This window comes from Nocardia sp. NPDC003183 (assembly GCF_053590715.1).
In genome coordinates this window covers 1-18,872 of sequence record NZ_JBSFTG010000031.1, presented here as the reverse complement: position 1 = coordinate 18,872, position 18,872 = coordinate 1, and the positions used below count along the sequence as shown (strand labels likewise).

Below are 18,872 nucleotides of genomic sequence, written 5' to 3'. Positions count from 1 at the left end.
GTCGGGCTCGCGGAGTTGGATGGGCTCTTCGGTCTGGTAGCCGTAGGCAACGGCGATGCTGTTGTCCCACAAGTCGGTGAAAGTGACCGCGCCACACAGCTTCTGGTACAGCAGCTGCGCTTCGGGGGTGTCGCGGTGGATGCCGAATGCGGCGCGCAGGGTCGCGACGAAGTAGACGGCGGCGCGGTCCCATTGCACGACAAGAGGTTCGGCGGTGTGGGTGGTGCTGCCGGGGTGGAAGAACAACAAAGCGAGGTTGTCGTCGTAGCGATCGATGCCGGGCAGCTCGGCGTGGAAGTGGTCGTTGGCGTAGACGACATTCCACAGGGGATCGATGTAGGCGGCGGGTATGGCGCGCTCGTCGAAGTCGGTCAGTATCGCGAGGTGGTCGGTGGTGTTGTGACGGGTTCGCAGGTGCTCGATCTGGGCCAGCGCGACAGGGGGCTCGGCGAGGTCGAGGCTGTGGCGGGCCTGCGCGGTATCGAGGTCGTAGGTGGTGATCATCTTCTCGAGCACCGCAGGGGTGCAGGTGGCCTTGCCGTACTCGATCTTCTTGAGCAGCTCGTAGCCGACGTCGAGAAGGCCGGCGGCCTCGGGCCGGTTGAGGCCCCTGTGCTCGCGGACCTGGCGCACCCATCGGGCCAGGTCAGGAAGCTCGGTGTCGCCGCTGACGCGTGCTCGCCGCGGATCGTTGGGTGGGTTGGTCCTCCGGTTCATGTGTCAATCCCCTCCTACTTAGGTCTTCCTTTGCCCCTTCACCACGGGTTAGGTTGAAGGGTTAACTCCCCCCCAGGAGTTGTTTAATTCGTACCAGAAACAGACCGGCCCGGCCACCGATCATTCGCTGTGACTTCGCTGACAGCTAGCTACCACTACTCCGCACCGGGCACTCCTGGTATTTCCAGCGCTATTCCGCTGGGAGACACTCGCCGGAAAATATTCTTTCCGACACTTTTTTTACCACTTTTCCCGATTAGCGCAGGCCACCTACTATAAGGCGGGTGGTAAAGAAAGTAGCAGTACAATATTTACCCGCCAAAGGGGGTAGCGCGGCAGGGTTTTCGGGGTTTTGATGGTGGGGTATCACTCCTGCTCCGAAAGGTAAGTCATGGACCTCTACACCGTTTTGTCGGTACTCAGTTCCGGTGCTGCACTGGTCTCGAATGTGCTGGCAATCGCCACACAGGTGCTGCCGTTCTTCTGATCGGTACGCCGGTTATCGCCTGATCAGAACAGGCGATAATCCGATTCTCCCGGCTGCGATCCGCAGCCGGGAGACGCGGGAATTAGTCGCATACTCGCGCAATTCCTAGCCTTTTTCCTGGTCTTTTCCCTGGTCTTTTTCCACCTTCGTCGAAGGGTTATTTGTCATGCCCAAAAATGGGAATCTCTCGCTGGTTGCCGCCGAGCCCCCGGGGCTGGTCTGCGACTCAGTCCGTAGCCGTCGCCTGTCCTACGGAGGGCGGATGCTGTGGAGTGGCCGCATTGTGGCTGCTGGTGCGGTGCCGGTACTGATGCTGCTGGCCATCGCGCCCGCGAATGCGATGGCTCCGCTGGCCTCGATCGCTGACCAGCCCGGCGTCACGGCCCCCGCACAACCCGGAACCAATGCTCCCGCACCGCCTCCGACCCCGGAACCCGAACCGTCGGTGTATGTCGAGCAGCCACCCGAGGTCCGCAACGGCCCGTCCCCGCGTCCAGCTCCCTCACCCGAGCCCGCGCCGCCGGTGTACGTGGTCGAGCTGCACACTCCGGTGCCGGTGGAACCGGTCGCACCGATCGAGCCACCGCCGGACACGATCCGCATCGGGACAGCGCAATTCCCCGACCCGGAATGGCTACCGCCCGAGGTCGGCGACACGATCAACACCGTCGCCGCCGACCTGGAAGCCCAAGCCGCGACGTTCCTGGACTCGGTCGGACTCCCGGCCGGACGATCTGACCGGGTCGCCGGGGCCACGGTCGCCGGAGCCGGGGCCGGAGGCGCGATCGGCGGCACGGTGACCGGTGCCCCGGCCGCAGCGGCCGGTGCGGCCGTGGGCGCGCTGGCGGGCGGCACCATCGGCGGAATCGCCGGGGCCGCAATCGGAACGGTGGTCGCGATCCCGGTGATCGGCACGATCACCTCCGGCGTGGCCGGTACCGCAATCGGTGCGGCGGCCGGGGCGGTCGCGGGCGCGCTGGTGGCCGGGGTCCCTGCCGCCGCCGTGGGCGCGTTGGTCGGCGGCACGTTCGGTGCGGGGTTCGGTGCCGGGGCGGGGGTGGGACAGCCATGACCGGGCGACGTGTCCTCACCGCGGCAGTCTTGGTGACCTTCGCCGGCGGCCTCTGCACACCGGGCACCGGCGCCGCGCAGCCACCTTCAGCGCCGAGCTGCCCGGCGCTGTGGGTGCTCGGGGTGCAGGGCACCAGCGAGTCCTCGCCGGGGGCTTCCGAGACCGCCGATACCGGGATGCTCGGCCATCTCCTCGGCCCGGTCGCCGCCGACGCTCCGAATTTGGTGTCCCGCACCTACATCGGCTATCCGGCCTCGTTCGGCGGAGCGCCGGGCACGGGCGGCGGCTCCGACCCGTACACGGTCTCGGCCAACATCGGCCTCAACGCGCTGCTGGACGCTTCCGAAGACATCGCGGCGAATTGCCCGGCGACCTCGCAGGCGGTGGTCGGGTACTCCCAAGGCGCGCAAGTCGCGTCAGGGTTTGCTCAGATCGTCGGGGCTGGGGGAGGGCCGGTGGCGCCTGAGCAAGTCGCCGCCGTAGCGCTGTACTCCGATCCCGATCGCGCGCCGGACTCGCCGGTCATCGCGGGCCGTCCCGGTCAGCTGACTCCGGACCCCGCACCAGGCACGGCGGGAGCGGCGGTCTCTCAGATCGCCCTGAGCACAGCCGTCGCCTCCGGCGGCGGAATCGCCACGACCTCCGGAGTCGATTTCGGGTCGCTGACGGGCAGGGTCGCCGACATCTGCGTCGAGGGCGACCTCAGCTGCGCCGCACCCGACCGTGCCGCGTTACTGCGCGTGGCCGCCCAACTCGCCGCCCAGGCCGACCTGCGTGACCCGATCGCGGCGATCAGCTCGGTCCAGGGCTTGCTGTCGGGTGCGCTCGGTGATGCCTGGACCACGGTGGTGCTCAACGACTTTCACATTGGGCCTGGCTCGGTGGCGTATGTGCCCGCGGCGAGTCTGGCAGAACGGCTCACCGCGGCCGCCGACTCGCGCACACCGGCCCCGGGCCCGAGCGAGACGGCCGCCGCCGATGCTCGCTGGGCGCAGATCACCGCCACGGTCGCGTCGAACCCGCTGACGACCCTGCCTTCTCTGGCGGCGAGTTTGTCGGGCGCGTGGGGGCAGTTGGTCACCGACAACGCCGACCTCATTGACCCGTCGGTGTGGTTGCGCTACAGCGACATTCCCGCCCGCCACACCGGCTACGCCGCGAACGGGCAGCTCGCCAGTGGGGTCGCGTGGCTGACCGCGCTGGCCCACGACCTTTCAGGGAGCCAACAATGACCATCAGCGACTTCTACTCCACACCGATCCTGCGCGAAGGCTCGCGCCCGGGGGACATCGTGCGCCTTCGCCCGGTGTTCGTGCCGCAGCTGGCCGGGGCGTCCGGTGCGTGGCAGATCGTCTACGTCTCCACCGACTCGCGGTCCCAGCCGATCGCGGCCTCGGCGATCGTGCTCCTGCCCGAGACGGTCGCCGAACCCGGGTCGACCGCGATCCTGCTGTGGTGCCCACCTTTTCGCGGCCTCGGTGGTGTCTGCACGTGCTCGCAACTGCTGGCCACAGGCAGCGAGTACGACGTGGCCGGCATCGACCGAGCGCTCGCGCGAGGCTGGGTGGTCGCCATCCCTGATGGGCAGGGGCTCGGCGCGGGCACCGGCCCTCATACCTTCCTGGCCGCGCGCGCCGCCGGTGCCCACGTCGTGCTCGATCTGGCTCGCGCGATCTACCGGGCCTCTGACCTCGCTCTTCCGGTCGCGCCGGTCGTGGCTTGGGGCTACGCCGACGGCGGGCGGGTCGCCGCGGCTGCGGGGGAACTGCAGCCCTGGTACGCACCCGAGGTGGACCTACGCGGAGTCGCCGCCGGGGCGGTGGTCTCCGACCTCGCGGCCATGGCACCGGTGATCAGCGGGGGCAGCGGCGAGGATCTGGGCGCGGGCCTTGCCGGTCTGGGCTTGGCGGGCCTGGGTTTGGCCGGGCTGATCGGGCTGTCTCATGCCTACCACCAGCTCCCGCTTCGTCACGTGTTGAACGAGGACGGTCTCGCCGCTGCCGCCGAGGCCCGCTACCTCACTGGTCGCGAGCTGCTGCAACGCTTCCCGCAACCGTTGGCGCATTGGTGCCGTGTGCCTGATCCGTGGAACGACCACTGGTGGCGGCGGGTTCTCGCGTCGGAATCGCTGGGCCACGTCAAACCCGAAGTGCCGCTGCATCTCTACCACGGCGAACTCGACATCGTTGTCCCCGTGCAAGCTGGTCGGCGCACTCTGATCGCCTACCGGCAGCGTGGCACGCAGGTCGACTGGCACGAGTACGACGCCGACCACCGCGCGACCGCGCACCTGGCGATCTCCGATGTCCTGGCCAAGTTGACCGTGGATATCGCCAATCCGCCTCGACACCAGCCCATCACACCCTCGGCGGCCGAGCCTACGACCCGCCCCTGAACCCCTCCGGGGAACCTGCCCGCACCCCGCAACCTCCTTCCCCGGGTGCGGGTAGGCCCCGGAGCATCATCCGATCCGAGATCCACTCTCCCCGAGGCGAAATGAATGAGGTTTCCCAACAATCACGATGACGAGGACCCATGGTCGCGGCGCGACCGGCCCCACCTGCTACCCGAGCCACACATCCTGTCCGACCCAGATCCCCGAGCGCGTCCGGAATCTCCTCCACGAGAAGACCGCTGGCTGATCACGCAGACGGACACTCCCGATACCGCCGACACGGGCCGGTCCCCGATGTGGTGGGCCACGGTGTGGCAGCGGTTGCCGGGCGGGGCCTGGGCCGCGCTGGCGGCCATCGTCGCCGTCCTGGCCGGTGCGGTGACGTTGTCGACGACCGAGGACTCCGGTGAAACCGGCGGCGACGTTCGTGCCACGGCGGCACCTCCGAGCGCGACATCCACTGCTGAAGGGGCGTGCACCGGACTGTCGGGCACCGTGGTCACCGACCGCGACGGCGACCCCACCACCGTGCCCGGCCTGATCGCCGCCTTCGAGGCCGCCTACTACGTCCACCGCAACGCCGAGGCGGCGCTGCGGCTGGTCGCGCCGGAGGCCGGGATCGCCCCCGAAGGACTCGCCGTGGGTATTGCCTCGATCCCGGCGGGCACGACCCATTGTGTGGCGATCACGCCGATCTCGGCGACGACCGCGAATGTGCACGTTGCCGAGCTGCACCCCGATCGCAAACGCGTCGACTATCTCCAGCTGATCAACACCCGCCCCGCCGACACCGGGCCTGCGTTGCTGATCTCCAACTTTCAGAAGCGGGGTTAGGGATGCGTCCAGGCTCGCAGGCGCCGTTGCTGATCGCGGTCGTGGGTCTGAGTCCGCGTGCCGGTACCACCGCGACCACTCTCGCTCTCGCCCGCACCTGGCCCGGCCCGGAAGCCGGTCTGATCGTGGAAGTCGACCCCAACGGCGGCCAGCTCGCCGAGATGGTCGACGCTGACCCGTATCGGGGGTTGGCGAGCCTGCCCCGCGCGATCATCCCCGGCGAGCCGATCGCCCCGGTCCTGCTGGCCCAGCACGTGCAGTACCTGCCCGGTGGGGAAGCGTTGCTGGCCGCGCCACCACACCGCGACGCCGACCGAGCTGAGCAGACCGCGCAGCTGCTGACCGCTGCGCACGCGAGCTGGGCAGAACTCGGCGTGACTGTATTCGCTGATTGCGGCGTCCTCGCCCCGGATTCGGTACCGGACCCGGTCATGGCCGCCGCCGACGCCTGCCTGATCGTGGTGCGCGCCGAGCACAACGACCCCGAGCAGGCCGCCCACCGCATCCGTGCCCTCGCCCGCCACAGCCCATGCCGAGGAGTCGTACTCATCGGCGCGAATACCCGCAGCGACTACGCCACCCTTCTCGGGCTCCCGCTGCTGGGCACCCTGCCCGAGAACCGGGCCAGCGCGCAGGCGCTGCTACACGGCACCCGCCCACCGCGCCGCCCGCACCTGATCCCGGCCGCGCGCACCATCGCCACGGACCTGCACCACCAGCTCCACGCGCCCACCGGCAACGACCGGCCGCCACCCACACCCCCTGCAGGCCGACAGAACCGGCGAACCCGCCCCCAGGCCAACGCGCCTACGATCTACCGCCTCGACCCGGCACCCGCAGTCTCAGCGCCTCCGCGCGCACCCGAGCCTTCGGTCGTCCAGCGCCCCGACCCCCTCGCCATGACACCCGTCTATGAGCCCATCCTCGCCAGCGCAGGCGAGGACGCCGGCCAACCTGTCGAGGACGACCTCGCCGCGGCACCCGACCCCGAGCTCGAGCCCAAGTCGCAGTACTCCGCACCGGCCCAGACGCCGCAGGACACCGTGCCCGCTCTGTCTGTGCGGGTCTTCGGTCCGACCCGGATCTTCTGGCGGGCCGCCGATAGCACCGAGAGCGTGGAGATCACCAACCAGTTGCGGCCCCGCAGCCGCGAGCTGTTGACCATGCTCGCCCTGCACCCGGACGGGCTCTCGCGAGCCCGACTGACCGAACTGCTGTGGGGCGACCGCGCACCCGAACGGGCCACCGGCGCGCTCACCAACGCCCTGAGCCGCCTGCGCACCTCCATCAACGCCGCCACCGGCGGCCAGATCCCCCGGCTGCTCATCGACGACCAGCCGCACTACCGCCTATCCAGAGTGTTGGTCGGCGTCGACTACTGGGACTTCAACGCCGCCGTCGCCGCGCGTCACAGCGCCAGCAGCGAGACCGCCCAGGTCGCCGCCGCCCGCCAAATCGCGGAACTGGCCACCAGCGAACTCGCCAGCGACCTCTCCGACACATGGGTCGAGGCGCTGCGTGAATCGGCGCGGCGCAACGCGCTCAACGCATTGAGCTGGCTGGCCACCCGCAACACCGAAAACGACCCGCGTGCCACTCTGGGTCTGCTCGAGAAAACCGCGGAGAGTGACCCTTACAACGAGACCGTCTGGCAAGACATTCTCCGCTTACACGCCCGTCTCGGGGAATACTCGGCCCTCGCCCGCACCTACTCGCTCATGACCCACAAGCTCGCCGAAATCGGCCAGACCCCGAGCTCTGAGACCCGACTCCTCCTCGAACAGCTTCGCCACACCGCAAAGTAGAAGTAGAAACCGCCGCAGATCCGTGTTCAGCGATAGTCGATCATTCAATGAATCGAATTGCTACGATTGCAGGAATGGCACGAATGGCGCGTGGGGAAATTCCGGAAATACCGCTCGTGTCAGCATAGGGAAGACCCGAATCGGCCGCGATTAAATGGCTACCACGTCGGGTCGATGGCTTGAGCCTGTCGGGTGGCTCGATGAAAAATTCTCCGTGCGAGGTTCGGTGGTGAGGTTGCGTGCCGTGTTCGGTGCGGTGATCAAAACGACCCACCCAAACGCCGAATACATGCAGGTGAAGCCGCGTATCTCCGGACGGGTGTTACCCAGGATTGTCTATACACAAAGCTGTATAGACATGCTCTGCCGGTGCGCTCTTGTCGCTCGCCGGTCGTCCTTTGGTCATCTATCCCGTTTTCCTGATCCCCAGTTTCCCTCTTATTTCTCCCCCTTTATTTTAGTTCTCCTATTTGAATCAATTGCCGTTGGTGGGTGTCGCGAATCCGATGTGGCACGGCTGGTGCGCATTTCTTTCTGGTTTTGCGCGGTCGAATTGGTGTGCTCGCGCCGAAATTGCGTAAATATTTCTGCTTTTTCGGGTTGCATTTCCGTCGCGAGTCGAGTTAGCGTCGAATCATTCCCGAAATTCATTGGGGAAACTCGGAAATCCGATTGGCGAACTCGCCACACCTATGCCACGATCCGCGCTGGCAGCGTGAAACGGATTCAATTTTCAGGAGTCAAAATGGCGACAACCACCACCCCGGCACCCGCTACCGGTGCGCGTTTGGGCAATGGCGAATTGCGGCGCATGGTCGCCGGTGAGTTGGCAGGAAGCCCCGGGCTCGAACTGTCCCCGCGCGATATCGCGAAAAAGCTCGTGCGTTCTTCCGGTGCTGTCGGTAACGCGCTGGAAGCGCTGACAAAGTCCGGGCACGCCGATCGCACATCGGCCACACCGCGCCGCTACCGCGCCAACGAAAACACCGCCGCCGCCGCTACCGCCCCGGCCACCCCGGCGGCCACCCCGGCCCCGGCCGCTACCCCCGCCGCCCCTGCCCCCGCCGCCGGTGGTGCCACCACCCCGGCCCCGCGCCGCACGCGCCGGAAGCCCAAAGCCCCGGCCACCCCTGCCACCCCGGTACCCGCCACCCCGGCGCGCACCGGAAACACGGTGGCCCGGCCGAACGGGCAGCCCTACCACGTGCGCAAACTCGCCGGGCGCGCCGATGTCGACGTACTCCAGACCATGCGCACCGCCGAAGTCCCGGTACTGCTGTACGGGCCCCCCGGAACCGGAAAGACCTCGCTGATCGAGGCCGCGTTCGGCGACTTGCTGACCGTGCAAGGTGATGGGGACACCACGGTCGCCGATTTCGTGGGGGAGTACACCCAAAACCCCGATGGCACTTTCCAATTCGTGCACGGGCCACTGGTCAGGGCGATGCGCGAAGGCCGAGTCCTTTTCATCGACGACGCGACACTCATCCCGCCGACCGTGCTCTCGGTGGTGTACCCGGCGATGGACGGACGCAAAGAGATCGTGATCAAAGCCCATGGTGGCGAGGTCGTGACCGCTGCCCCCGGGTTCTTCGTGGTGGCCGGACACAACCCCGGTGTCCACGGTGCCATTTTGTCCGATGCCCTGTCTTCCCGGTTCGCGTTCCAAGTACAGGTAGGCAGCGACTACGACCTCGCCGAACAGCTCGGGGTGGACAAAAAAGCGGTCAAGGTGGCGCGCAATCTGGCCACCCGCAAGGACCGGGGCGAACTCGGGTGGGCTCCGCAGCTGCGCGAGTTGCTCTCGTTCGCCAAGATCGCCGCCGCCACCGATACCGATACCGCCGCCTCGAATTTGATCGGGGCCGCGCCCGAAGAGGACCGCGACACGGTGGCCTCGGTGGTGCGCACCGTGTTCGGTACCAGCCACACCCCGCTGACTTTGGGCCCGCGCTTGTGACCTCGGCCTCGCATCCGACCCCCACCCCATCTGAAAGGACTCCCGCGATGACCGGACACCTGATCGCCGACTCGACCGCCACCCCCACCCCGGTGCCCGCCACCGATGGATGGGACTCGCTGTCGGCCGCGCTGACCGCCGAAGCGCCACCGATCGCCGATCGCGACGATTTGGTCGTCACGATCGCCCCGGGTGCTGCCCACGGGCATCCGGCGGTGTTCATGCCCCATAGCGCGGCCATCGAACTCGATGGCGAACGGCTCGGGATCGATCCGGCTACCGCGCGCCCGGACCGCAACAGCGACCGCAACCGATACGCGGCGGTGTGGGGTGCGTTCGTCCATGAATGCGCCCATGCCAAACATTCGGTGTGGGAACGGCCCCCGGTGGCGAATCCGGCCGTGATCGATGCCGCGATGCTGCTCGAGGAGTCCCGCATCGAGGCCGCCCAGGTCCGCCGCCGCCCCGATGACCGGCATTGGTTGCGTGCCTCCGCTATCGAGATCGTGATCGGCGATCTCGGTGGGGCCGATGCTGCCGCCGAGATCCCGCCTACCTCGTATGCCGCCGCCCATACCGCCGCACTCATCCTCGGACGACTCGACGGCGGTGTCCTCGAACCGTCCGACTGCGCGCCCGCTGAGCTCGTGATCGAGTCCATCCTCGGCACCGACAGACTCGCCAAGCTGCGCGCCATCTGGCGGCAGGCGCACACCGTGGCCGATGACGATGCCGCGATGATGCTCGAACTCGGGCAGCGTTGGCTCGATCTCGTGGGGCCCGACCCCCACGAGGACCCGGTCCCGGGCTCACTATTGGGGGCCGCGATCGAGGCCACGGTCGGCGAGGTCCGCCGCGCGGTCGCTGCCGACCCGGTCGCGCCCGACCCGTCCGAGATCGCGGCCGAAGCTCGCCGCGAGGCCGCCGAATCGGAAAAGCGCGCCGCCGCGCAAGCGCGCAGGGTGTTCGGTAAGACCGACGCGACCAGCACTCACACCAAGCGCGCGCCGCGCGGGGATGAACAATCCGCTGCGCGGGTGCTGTCCCGGGCCCTCGACTCGGCTGCCACGCGCGAACGAGCCGCCGTGAGAACGACTTCGGTGCTGCCGCCGGGGCGGTTGCGGATGCGCGGTGCGTTGGCTCGGGAGGCGCAACTCGCCGCCGGGGCGATACCGACCGCTGAGCCGTTCACCCGCACGACCCGCAAGATGACTCCGTTGCCGCCGTTGCGAGTCGGGATCGCTTGCGACGTGTCCGGCTCGATGGGCGCATTTGCCAAACCGGTGGCCTCGGCCGCGTGGATCATCGCTCGCGCTGCCGAGTTGGCCATGGTGCCTGCCTCGACCGCGACCGTGACTTTCGGCAGTAAGGTCCGCCCGATTGTCTACCCGGGCACCGCGCCCAAACAGGTCACCGAGTTCACGTGCCCGGACAACTGGGAAGCGATCGACAAGGCCATCGATGCCCTCGACGGTGCCCTCGGTCTCGCCCGCCCAGGCGCGAGCAGGCTGCTGGTGATCATCTCCGACGGTGTGTTCCCCGCCGTCCCCCGGATCAAGGGCCAACAGCGGCTCGATGCGTTGCGTGCGGCCGGGTGCGCGGTGCTGTGGTTGGCACCGGATAGCGGCTACTCGGCTCCGTTGGTCGGGGCGACCGTGCACCGGATCACCGACGCGGCCGCTACCGCCGCCGCGATCGGGCGCGCCGCTACCGCCGCCGTACGCGCCGCCACCTAACCCCCGGTTGCCCCGGGCGCGACACCGCGCCCGGGGCAACCGGCCCGGGGCCGCGACAACCGCCCGCCCCACTGTTCGCCCGAACAAACCATCCGCCCGCACGGGCAACAACACACGACAGCAAAGGAACTCACCCTCATGACCGACCGCCGAGACCACCTCACACCGACCCCGCCCCTGGACCTCGTCCTCGAAGTCACCTGCGATACCTGCCAGCAGAGCACGACCTTCCATGTCAACCGGGACCAGTTCGCCGCGTGGGGTGAGCGACGTCTGGCGATCCAGAACGCCGTGCCACATCTGAGCGCGCCCGACCGCGAGTTCATCAAATCCCGTGTCTGCCCGTCCTGCTGGACCGACATGTTCGGACCCGGCCCCGGTCGCTGACAAACCCCGGGTGCCCCGGGCGCGCGACACCGCGCCCGGGGCACCACAACCGGGGCCGCACCTACCGCCCGGCCCCCTTATTCGACCGACAACCAACCGCCTGAACAGGCGACAACGACAGGACACGACACCATGACCGACAACGCCCAAACCCCCACCGACCAGAGCCCGACCGAGACCGACACTCGCCCCGAGGTGGACTGCCCGATCAGAGTCGGTGACGAGGTGACCGGCCACAACAACCGCACCTGGCGCGGAGTCGTACGCAATATCTACAACGACGACGGCATCGCCAAATGCTCCATCCAAACCTCGACCGGTGGCCGGGCCCACGCGACCCCGTGGTCTTTGGCACCCGCAGACGAGGAGCCGTCGCCGGAATGGCTCGACCAGATGCACGCCTACCGCAGTGCCGAACGCGACAACGCGCTCGCGCGGCTGCACCGAATACAGGCCGAGATCGCCGAGGAAGCGCAAGCGCTCGCCCAGCAACTGACCACGATCGCGGCCACGATGCGCGCGCGCCGCTTCTACAACCCCGACACCCACGACCGCCTCGAATCGGAGGCCACCGACATCGACGACGGGCTCGCCTACCTCGCCGAAACCCGCCACCACCTCGCCACCAGCGGCCTGTTCACACCCACGGAAATCCTGCAACACCTCGCCGTGGACTGAACCCCCCCCAGAAACGGCCCGGCGAGCCCGACTCGTCGCGGGCGTGACTCGCGAACGGCCTCGTGCTCGGGCCTGTGTGTCGCCGACCACGGCCCCCGCGGCGAGGCCGCCGGCGTGAGTCATCTGGCCTCGCGGAAATGACTAGCCGTGAGTCGAATTCCTCTCGTGCCGTTCGCATTCGGGAAATGGAAGAGAGGAATTCGGGAACAAAATTTGTTTTCACGTTCCGCTTGACATTGCACACCGTATCGAGCGTCCATGGAACCCGGAACGCCACCGACCCCCGGGGAATTCGCCCCGACCGGAATGGCATTCCGTCCCGACCGGGACAACACGAATTCACCGAAACCCATTGTTGGAAGGATCCCGCATGTCCAAAAAGAAGAACGCCGCCGCCGCGCCCACGGCACCGGCCACGCCTACCCCGGAAACCGCCGCACCGGCCCCGGAACACGGTTCGGGGCGGCCGGTGGTGCCCGTGCTGGACAAACCGGCCACCCGGGCGTTGTGGGCGGCGCTGGGCGACAATCCCGGCAGCACTACCGCCGCGCTGGCTGACGCTGCGGGCATCGGGGTATCGACGGCCCGCCGTCTGCTGGCGGGGTGGGAAACCGCCGGGGCCGCGCGGTCGGCCACCGATCCCGAATCGCCCCGCGCCGCGAAAACCTGGACCACCGAACCGGCCGCGCCCGAACCGGCCACCGAACCGGCCACCCCGGAACCGGCCGCGCCCGAACCGGCCGCCGAACCGGCCACCCCGGAACCGGCCGCGCCCGAACCGGCCGCCGAACCGGCCACCCCGGAACCGGCCGCCGAACCGGCCACCCCGGAACCGGCCGCCGAACCGGTCAACCCGCAACCCGGCCCGGCAGTACCCGCCGCGCCGGAACCGGTGACCCCGGAACCCGACTCGGCGGAGCCCGACTCGGCGGAACCTGCCGCACCGGAACTCACCGCGCCGGAGCCTGTTTCGCTCGAACCAGCCACCCCGGACCCGACCGAGCCCGCCGAAGAGGCGGCACCGGCCGACCCCGCCCCGGACAGCGCGCCGGACACGGCGGCACCTGCCCCCACTGGCGACGATCCCGCCACCCCGGCCCCGGCCCCGGTGACACCGGCACCGCCCGCCGAACCGGCAGCGGCCGACGCGGAGTCGACGGTGGAGCGGTTGCCCGCCGGTGCGCTGCGCGGCCAGGTCGAGGACTACCTGCGCGACAACCCAGGAAAGGAGTTCAGCCCACACCAGATCGGCAAGGCCCTCGAACGGTCCAGCGGCGCGGTCCACAACGCCCTGGTCAAGTTGGCCAAGGACGGGACCGCTCGCCAGACCAGCACGGCCCCTAAGCGATTCATCCTCGCCTCGGCCTGACTGGGCGATGCCGGAATCCCCGAGGCTCTTACCCCCGGGGAGTCCGGCACCGCTCCCACAATCTATCTCTCTTGAAAGGTGCTCGACATGTTCACTACCCCTTCCAACTCGGCTGTCATCGCGGCGGAGCTGCACCGTGTGTTCGTCAGTTCTCCCCATGCCGCCGACAGCCTCGAGCTGTGGCTGGCGGTCGCGGCCGAGGCCGAACGCGCACTCGGCGTACATGTCCCTCCGGCGCTGGTGCCGTGGGTGCCGATTTTCGTGCGCTACCGGCTGTTGCGTACCGAGGGCGAGTTCTTCCCGTACACCGGCTCGACCCGGATCTTGACGGGCCCGTTGACCGGCACTACCTATAACAACTCCCACCACGCCGCCCGCGCGGTCGTCGGCGCGACCCCGGTCGCGCTGCCGCCCTACGCCCGGCGGGGTGACGTGACCGACACGGCCGAAGTGCGCAGGCCGGTGCCGTCGTGGCGGTTTCGGGCCACCGGAACCCAGGCCGCGAAGACACCGCGCATCTCTTAGCCCGCCCGCACGCTGAAACGGCCGGTGGGGCCGAGCAATTGCTCGGCCCCACCGGCCGTCTCGCTGTCCGGCTGTGGGGGGGCGGTGCGGTGGGGGGTACTTCGTGCGGTCGATGGCCTGTTCGATCCAGTCGGTCAACACGGGGGCGGCTGTGTCGTATCCGGTGGCGGGGAACACGGCTGTGTCGCCGTTCTGGGGGGCCGGATCGCCGGTGCCGGTGGTGGTGCCCGCCCCTGTGGTGGTGGCGGTGTTGTAGGTCTGGGTAATTGTTGGGAATCCGGTAGCGGTGGACGCGCGGGTGGTGGCCGAGGGAAGAGGGGCAGAGCCGTAGGCTTGGTCGAGTGCCGAACTCCTCTCGCGCTGAGAAGCAATCGAACCATCCGGTCGGAAGTTCGAGCTTCCGAACCGAATTCGAGGGCTACTATCCGCCGACCGACGACGAACTGAAACGATTCGTTGTCGAGGGTCTTGTCGTGCTCGACACGAATGCGGTGCTGGACTTGTACCGTTTCACCGACGCCACGCGCGAGGTCTTCTTCGCCGCGCTGGCGCTTCTGGACGAACGGCTCTGGATTCCGAACCGGGTAGGCGAGGAGTTCTACGAGAACCGAACCGCCGTCATCCGCGAGCGTCAAGACATTCGGGACGCGATCAGCGTCCAGTTGGGGAGGCCGATCGATGTCTTGGTGGCAGCTATCGAAGCCCATGCTGAACGCCATGGTCTTGACGGGGCCGCCGCCGCCGCCGACATCGTTCGCGAAGGTGTGCTCACTGCCCTGGAACCGGTGATTCGTGACATCGAAGGCACCGCCGGTGGTGTCGTACCCGACCCCGACGCTCACCCGGACTCGGACCCGATCCTCACACAGATCTGTGCGCTGTTCGACGGGAAGATCGGGGTCGCACTCGATGACAAGCAGTCCGCCGCCGCCCAAAAGCTCAACCAGCTCCGGCTGGCCGCGCACATCCCACCGGGCTACCGTGACGACAAGAAGGCTGACCGTTCCATCGGCGACTTCCTGGTCTGGACGCAGACGATCACCGAAGCGACCAAGCGGAAGTTGCCGGTGCTGCTGGTCACCAACGAGAAGAAAGAGGACTGGGTATTCCGCGACGGCGAATACACCATGCCCCGAGCTGAGCTTGTCTGGGAGATGAAGCAGAAGGCCAACTGCGTTTCATCTGGTCGATGTCCAGACATTCCTGGCTTTGGCACAGAAGTACCTCTCCGCTGAGATCAGCGAAGCAGCCGTTGATGAAGCAGCCCGCGTCAGCGATGTGGCAGCCGCAGCAGCGGAACAGGAGATCGCGAGCACGCGAACCGCTGCAATGCACCTCGCGACTTTCGACCCGACCGCACCGCCTTACAACGCCTTAGCGAGTTTCGACACAACTGGGGCTCGGCAAGCCCTCGCAGGTCTGGACACAACTGCGGCGGCTCGGAAAGCCCTTGCGAGTGTCGACACAACGATGTGGTTCCACCGAGCTCTCGGGGGTATCGACACAACGACGGCGGCTCGGCAAGCTCTCGCGGGTATGGACACGACCGCAGCGGCTCGGAGCATTGTCGCGGGTTTCGATACGACCGCAGCGATCCGCGAGATGATGGCCAGAACAACTCCCACTTCCGGCATGGCAATGACTCGGACCAAGGTGCGCCTGAGCTCGAAGCCGACGGACGAGGCAGCGGAGCCAGCCACCAAGCGTGGCGCAGCAAAGAAGCGCGTCGTCAAACACTCGCCCGCAAAGATCGCTGCATCCGCCACACCAACAACGAAGGCGGCGGCAGCACAGCCAGCCACCAAGCGTGCCGCAATAAAGGAGCCCGCTACTAAGAAGGCACGTGCAAAGAAGAACGACGACTAAGAGTTCGTCCCCGTGATGTTCGGCGCGAATCAACCGCGCGCGTTCTGGAGAGCCGTTGGTTGGAGGCATGAGCTTTCCGGTCGTCGGGCGACTCCGTGCTCGCGAATTGCCGGCGAGTCCGGGTGCCTCGATAGCTCAGCTGGCGTCGGTCGTCGTCGAAGATCCGGCACTCCGACCGCAAACCGAAAGAGGCTGCTGTCCCGAACAGCATGGGACAGCAGCCTCTTTCGGTTCGTATCGATCTCAGGTTCTCGGCCTAGTCGTCCTCATCCTCCTCGTCCTCCTCGTTGCGGGTGGCGGCGGCGTCGGCTCGATCGGGGAATCCCGATGTTGCGGTAGATGAGTCCGGGTCGCGCTCCGCTGCGGCGATGATGCGGTCGGCGGACTCGCGGTCCATGTCCTTGCCCATGACGATCACCTTCCAGATGTGGGTGGATGTGCCCATGCCCGGGACGGTCATCAGTGCGTGTCGAACCCCAGGCATGGGTGTACTGGTGGCGGGCTGATCTGCCTGGAGTCGAGGACACACGGCGTATCCCGGGGAGGTCCGGTCGCCGTGAAAACCGCCGTCGATGCGCCGACTCGCATCATCGGGCAGTCGAACATCGTAGTGCCGCCACGTTTCGAGGCGCGCCGACCGCCTGAGCGCACCTTGCCCGAGAACAACCTCGTTGACGCCCGGCGGAGAGGGCAGCGTCAACACCCCGTCCCTCCAGTATCCCCCGTGTACCTCGTCCCTCGCCAGCGTCCGCCTCTCGCGTGACCGACATGGACTTCGTCGCGGTGTAGCGCCAGCCGGGGGCGGTGCAGCGGTGGCCGCTGTTCGCCCGTGCCCGACCCTGGCCACTGTGCGGGCTTATTTGGTGCGGTCGATTGCCGCGACGATCCAGTCGGTCAGTACGGGAGCGGCGGTGTCGTATCCGGTGGCGTCGAATGTGGCCGAGTCGCCGTTCTGCGGGACCGAAACGGCGCTGCTGCCCGTCGTGCCCGCCCCGGCGGTGGTGTAGCTCTGGGCGAGCGTGGGGAACTGTGTACCGGTGAACGCGGAAGCGGTGGCCGAGAGCAGGTCGGCGGCGATCGGTGCCAGACCGGTCAGGGCCAAGAACGCGGCGACGGGGTCGCCTTTGGCGAGGTTTTCGGCGGCGGTCCAGGTGATCTCCTGGGCAAGGCCGATGTCGGTGGCGACGCGGGAGATGTCGAGACCAGCCAGAACACCGACGATCTCGGCCGCGATCGTTGCCGCGCCGGTGGTGTCCAGCGGTGCCGCGATCTTCAGTGCGAGCGCGACCAGGCGCAGGTCGAGTCCGTCTGCCATCTCGACCAGCGGGTTGAACTGATTGTTGAGGTCCCCGGACACCCGGTGCAGCCCACCCACGTCGCTGCTGGCGAGCAGGCCGGGCAGTTGAGCGAGGTCGTTGATGATGGCGGGCACGTTCGCGGTGAAGCTCGCGAGCCCGTTGAGGACGGTGACCACTTGGGCGAGCACCTGTGACGCGCTGAGCTGCCCGGTCGAGGACGTGCCGGTGGTGGTGGGGATCTTCGCTGTGGTCGTGGGAGCGGCGGTGGTCGTCGGGGCCGGGGTGGCGGTGGCCGAGGTGGCGGTGGCGAGTGCGCGGCTCACCGCGTCCAGGACCGGTGAGGACTCGGCGGTGGTCGAGCAGTAGCTGTCGCCTTCGAGGCAGAGCGTGCGGACCCGATCGGTCAGCTCACCGAAGCTCTGCGAACGCGAACCGGTGACGCCTTGCCCGGAGACCAAGGGGCCCAGTTGGGTGGTGGTGGGGTCGCGGCGCGGGTCGGAGACGAGCGCGACGGCCACGACTCGCGAGGCCGGGATCGGGCCCTTGTTGTTGCCGATGCTGGTGGCGAGGTCGCCGGTGACCTCGGCGCCCTGGCCGTAGCCGGCCACAACGACTCGCGTGTCCGAGCACAGCCCCGAGACTGCCGCGGTGAGTTCGGTTCCGCTCACCGAACCTGCCCCGGTCGTCGTCGTGGCGAGCATGCGGACCTCGATGTCGCTGCCATAGCGGGTGGTCAGTGATTGCCCGAGTTGGGTGAGGATCCCGGCTGTGGTCTGCCCGGGGGCGGTGGGAGTTGTCTCGTAGGTGCCCGGTGCCAGCAGCGCGGTCCATCGCGGGCACTGTGCACCGTTGCGGCCCGGTGTGGGTTCTGCGGCGGCGACACCGGCGGTCACGGTGGTGGCGGCGATGGCCGCGCACAGTGCCACGTGTGCGGCGCGGCGCGTGGTCCGAGTGTGGTTGTGGTGCATGGGTTTCTCCGTTCGTATGGGGGTGATCAGGAGGCCGCGCGGGAGTCGTCGTGGGCGGGTGTGGGTCGGGTGGCGGTGTAGAAGTCGTCGCCGGACCAGCGGTAGGGCGAGACCTGGACCGGCTCGTTGAAGGTGGGGGCGTGCACCATCTGGCCGTCGCCGAGGTAGATGCCGACGTGATGGACGTCGCCTGCGGTGCTGTAGAAGAGCAGGTCTCCGGGCGTGAGCTGGTCCTCGGAAACCGTTGTGCCGGTGTACACCTGGTCGTAGGTGGTGCGCGGGATCGAGATCCCGGCGGCGCGGTAGGCGGCCTGGGTGAGTCCGGAGCAGTCCCAGCCGCCGTTGACGTCGGGCCCGTTGCCGCCCCACACATACGGGAGTCCCAGCTGGGCGCAGGCGAAGGAGATCACCTGCGCGGCAGTCGGGTTCGGGGGTGAGGCGGTGTGGCAGTCGCCGCCGGAGGTGTCGGTGTCGGTGGCGCGGTAGCGGGCGGCTTGGGCGAGGACGTCGTTGACGTACCAGTCGGCGTGGTTGTAAGCGAAGATCGCGCTGTACATGTCCTCGGGTGCGCCGGAGTCGCACAGGTAGTGCGACGCGGCGTGGACGGCGTCGGAGGGGTTGTAGCGCGAGGGCGGGCTCGCACCACCCGCAGGTAAGGGGTGGCGGGCGGTCACCGAGTCGAAGGTCGGGGCGAGGAACTGCATCGGCCCACCCGCCCCGGAGCTGTTCTCGCCCGAGGACACTCCCGGCAGCGGGGACCGGCCGTGGTCGGTCT

At 68.1% G+C, this 18,872-nt stretch carries 17 protein-coding genes; 13 read left to right on the top strand and 4 right to left on the bottom strand.

The annotated features are described in order from the left end of the window. Positions 1-717: MmyB family transcriptional regulator (locus ACWDXS_RS35240; protein WP_449972639.1), on the bottom strand; the 717-nt coding region annotated here is incomplete at its 3' end. Positions 718-1,466: 749 nt separating this feature from the next. Between ACWDXS_RS35240 and ACWDXS_RS35235 the strand changes: the two genes are divergently transcribed. The 13 genes from ACWDXS_RS35235 to ACWDXS_RS35175 all read left to right on the top strand — a co-directional run bounded on the left by ACWDXS_RS35235 (position 1,467) and on the right by ACWDXS_RS35175 (position 15,831). Next, the gene (locus ACWDXS_RS35235) at positions 1,467-2,276 is read left to right on the top strand and encodes a hypothetical protein (RefSeq protein WP_449972636.1); all 810 of its coding nucleotides are present in this window, start codon (positions 1,467-1,469) and stop codon (positions 2,274-2,276) included. After that, entirely contained in the window at positions 2,273-3,508 is a 1,236-nt protein-coding gene (locus tag ACWDXS_RS35230) for a cutinase family protein (protein WP_449972633.1), read from the top strand. Before ACWDXS_RS35235 ends, ACWDXS_RS35230 begins: the two co-directional genes overlap by 4 nt. Next, complete coding sequence (locus tag ACWDXS_RS35225) at positions 3,505-4,671, top strand: lipase family protein (RefSeq protein ID WP_449972630.1); 1,167 nt, start codon at positions 3,505-3,507, stop codon at positions 4,669-4,671. Before ACWDXS_RS35230 ends, ACWDXS_RS35225 begins: the two co-directional genes overlap by 4 nt. A 105-nt stretch (positions 4,672-4,776) precedes the next feature. Next, positions 4,777-5,505: a hypothetical protein gene (locus ACWDXS_RS35220; protein WP_449972627.1), complete on the top strand. Its 729-nt coding sequence runs from the start codon at positions 4,777-4,779 to the stop codon at positions 5,503-5,505. 2 nt (positions 5,506-5,507) lie between these two features. After that, positions 5,508-7,310: a BTAD domain-containing putative transcriptional regulator gene (locus tag ACWDXS_RS35215; RefSeq protein WP_449972624.1), complete on the top strand. Its 1,803-nt coding sequence runs from the start codon at positions 5,508-5,510 to the stop codon at positions 7,308-7,310. A 745-nt stretch (positions 7,311-8,055) separates the two neighbouring features. Beyond that, positions 8,056-9,270, top strand: a complete 1,215-nt coding sequence (locus tag ACWDXS_RS35210) for an AAA family ATPase (protein WP_449972621.1) — start codon at positions 8,056-8,058, stop codon at positions 9,268-9,270. A 47-nt stretch (positions 9,271-9,317) separates the two neighbouring features. After that, positions 9,318-11,006 (top strand): vWA domain-containing protein, encoded by a 1,689-nt coding sequence (locus ACWDXS_RS35205; RefSeq protein ID WP_449972618.1) that lies wholly within the window; start codon positions 9,318-9,320, stop codon positions 11,004-11,006. 138 nt (positions 11,007-11,144) lie between these two features. Next, positions 11,145-11,393, top strand: coding sequence for a hypothetical protein (locus tag ACWDXS_RS35200; protein ID WP_449972615.1), 249 nt, complete (start codon positions 11,145-11,147; stop codon positions 11,391-11,393). A gap of 132 nt (positions 11,394-11,525) precedes the next feature. Further along, on the top strand, positions 11,526-12,071 hold the full coding sequence (locus ACWDXS_RS35195; protein WP_449972612.1) for a hypothetical protein: 546 nt from the start codon (positions 11,526-11,528) through the stop codon (positions 12,069-12,071). A gap of 370 nt (positions 12,072-12,441) precedes the next feature. Beyond that, the gene (locus ACWDXS_RS35190) at positions 12,442-13,440 is read left to right on the top strand and encodes a hypothetical protein (protein ID WP_449972609.1); all 999 of its coding nucleotides are present in this window, start codon (positions 12,442-12,444) and stop codon (positions 13,438-13,440) included. 87 nt (positions 13,441-13,527) lie between these two features. Beyond that, on the top strand, positions 13,528-13,965 hold the full coding sequence (locus ACWDXS_RS35185) for a hypothetical protein (RefSeq protein ID WP_449972606.1): 438 nt from the start codon (positions 13,528-13,530) through the stop codon (positions 13,963-13,965). Between the two features lie 341 nt (positions 13,966-14,306). Further along, positions 14,307-15,200 carry a PIN-like domain-containing protein gene (locus ACWDXS_RS35180; protein WP_449972603.1) on the top strand — a complete coding sequence of 298 codons (894 nt, stop codon included), beginning with the start codon at positions 14,307-14,309 and terminating at the stop codon, positions 15,198-15,200. Next, the gene (locus ACWDXS_RS35175; RefSeq protein WP_449972600.1) at positions 15,175-15,831 is read left to right on the top strand and encodes a hypothetical protein; all 657 of its coding nucleotides are present in this window, start codon (positions 15,175-15,177) and stop codon (positions 15,829-15,831) included. The genes ACWDXS_RS35180 and ACWDXS_RS35175 overlap by 26 nt, the downstream gene beginning before the upstream one ends. A gap of 256 nt (positions 15,832-16,087) precedes the next feature. On the opposite strand, the gene ACWDXS_RS35170 is transcribed toward ACWDXS_RS35175, so the two are convergent. From ACWDXS_RS35170 to ACWDXS_RS35160, 3 genes are all read right to left on the bottom strand, one after another. After that, complete coding sequence (locus tag ACWDXS_RS35170) at positions 16,088-16,276, bottom strand: hypothetical protein (RefSeq protein ID WP_449972597.1); 189 nt, start codon at positions 16,274-16,276, stop codon at positions 16,088-16,090. Between the two features lie 411 nt (positions 16,277-16,687). Next, on the bottom strand, positions 16,688-18,097 hold the full coding sequence (locus tag ACWDXS_RS35165; RefSeq protein WP_449972594.1) for a cutinase family protein: 1,410 nt from the start codon (positions 18,095-18,097) through the stop codon (positions 16,688-16,690). Positions 18,098-18,123: 26 nt separating this feature from the next. Next, positions 18,124-18,872 (bottom strand): C40 family peptidase (locus tag ACWDXS_RS35160; RefSeq protein WP_449972591.1); only part of this gene is annotated, 749 nt, incomplete at its 5' end.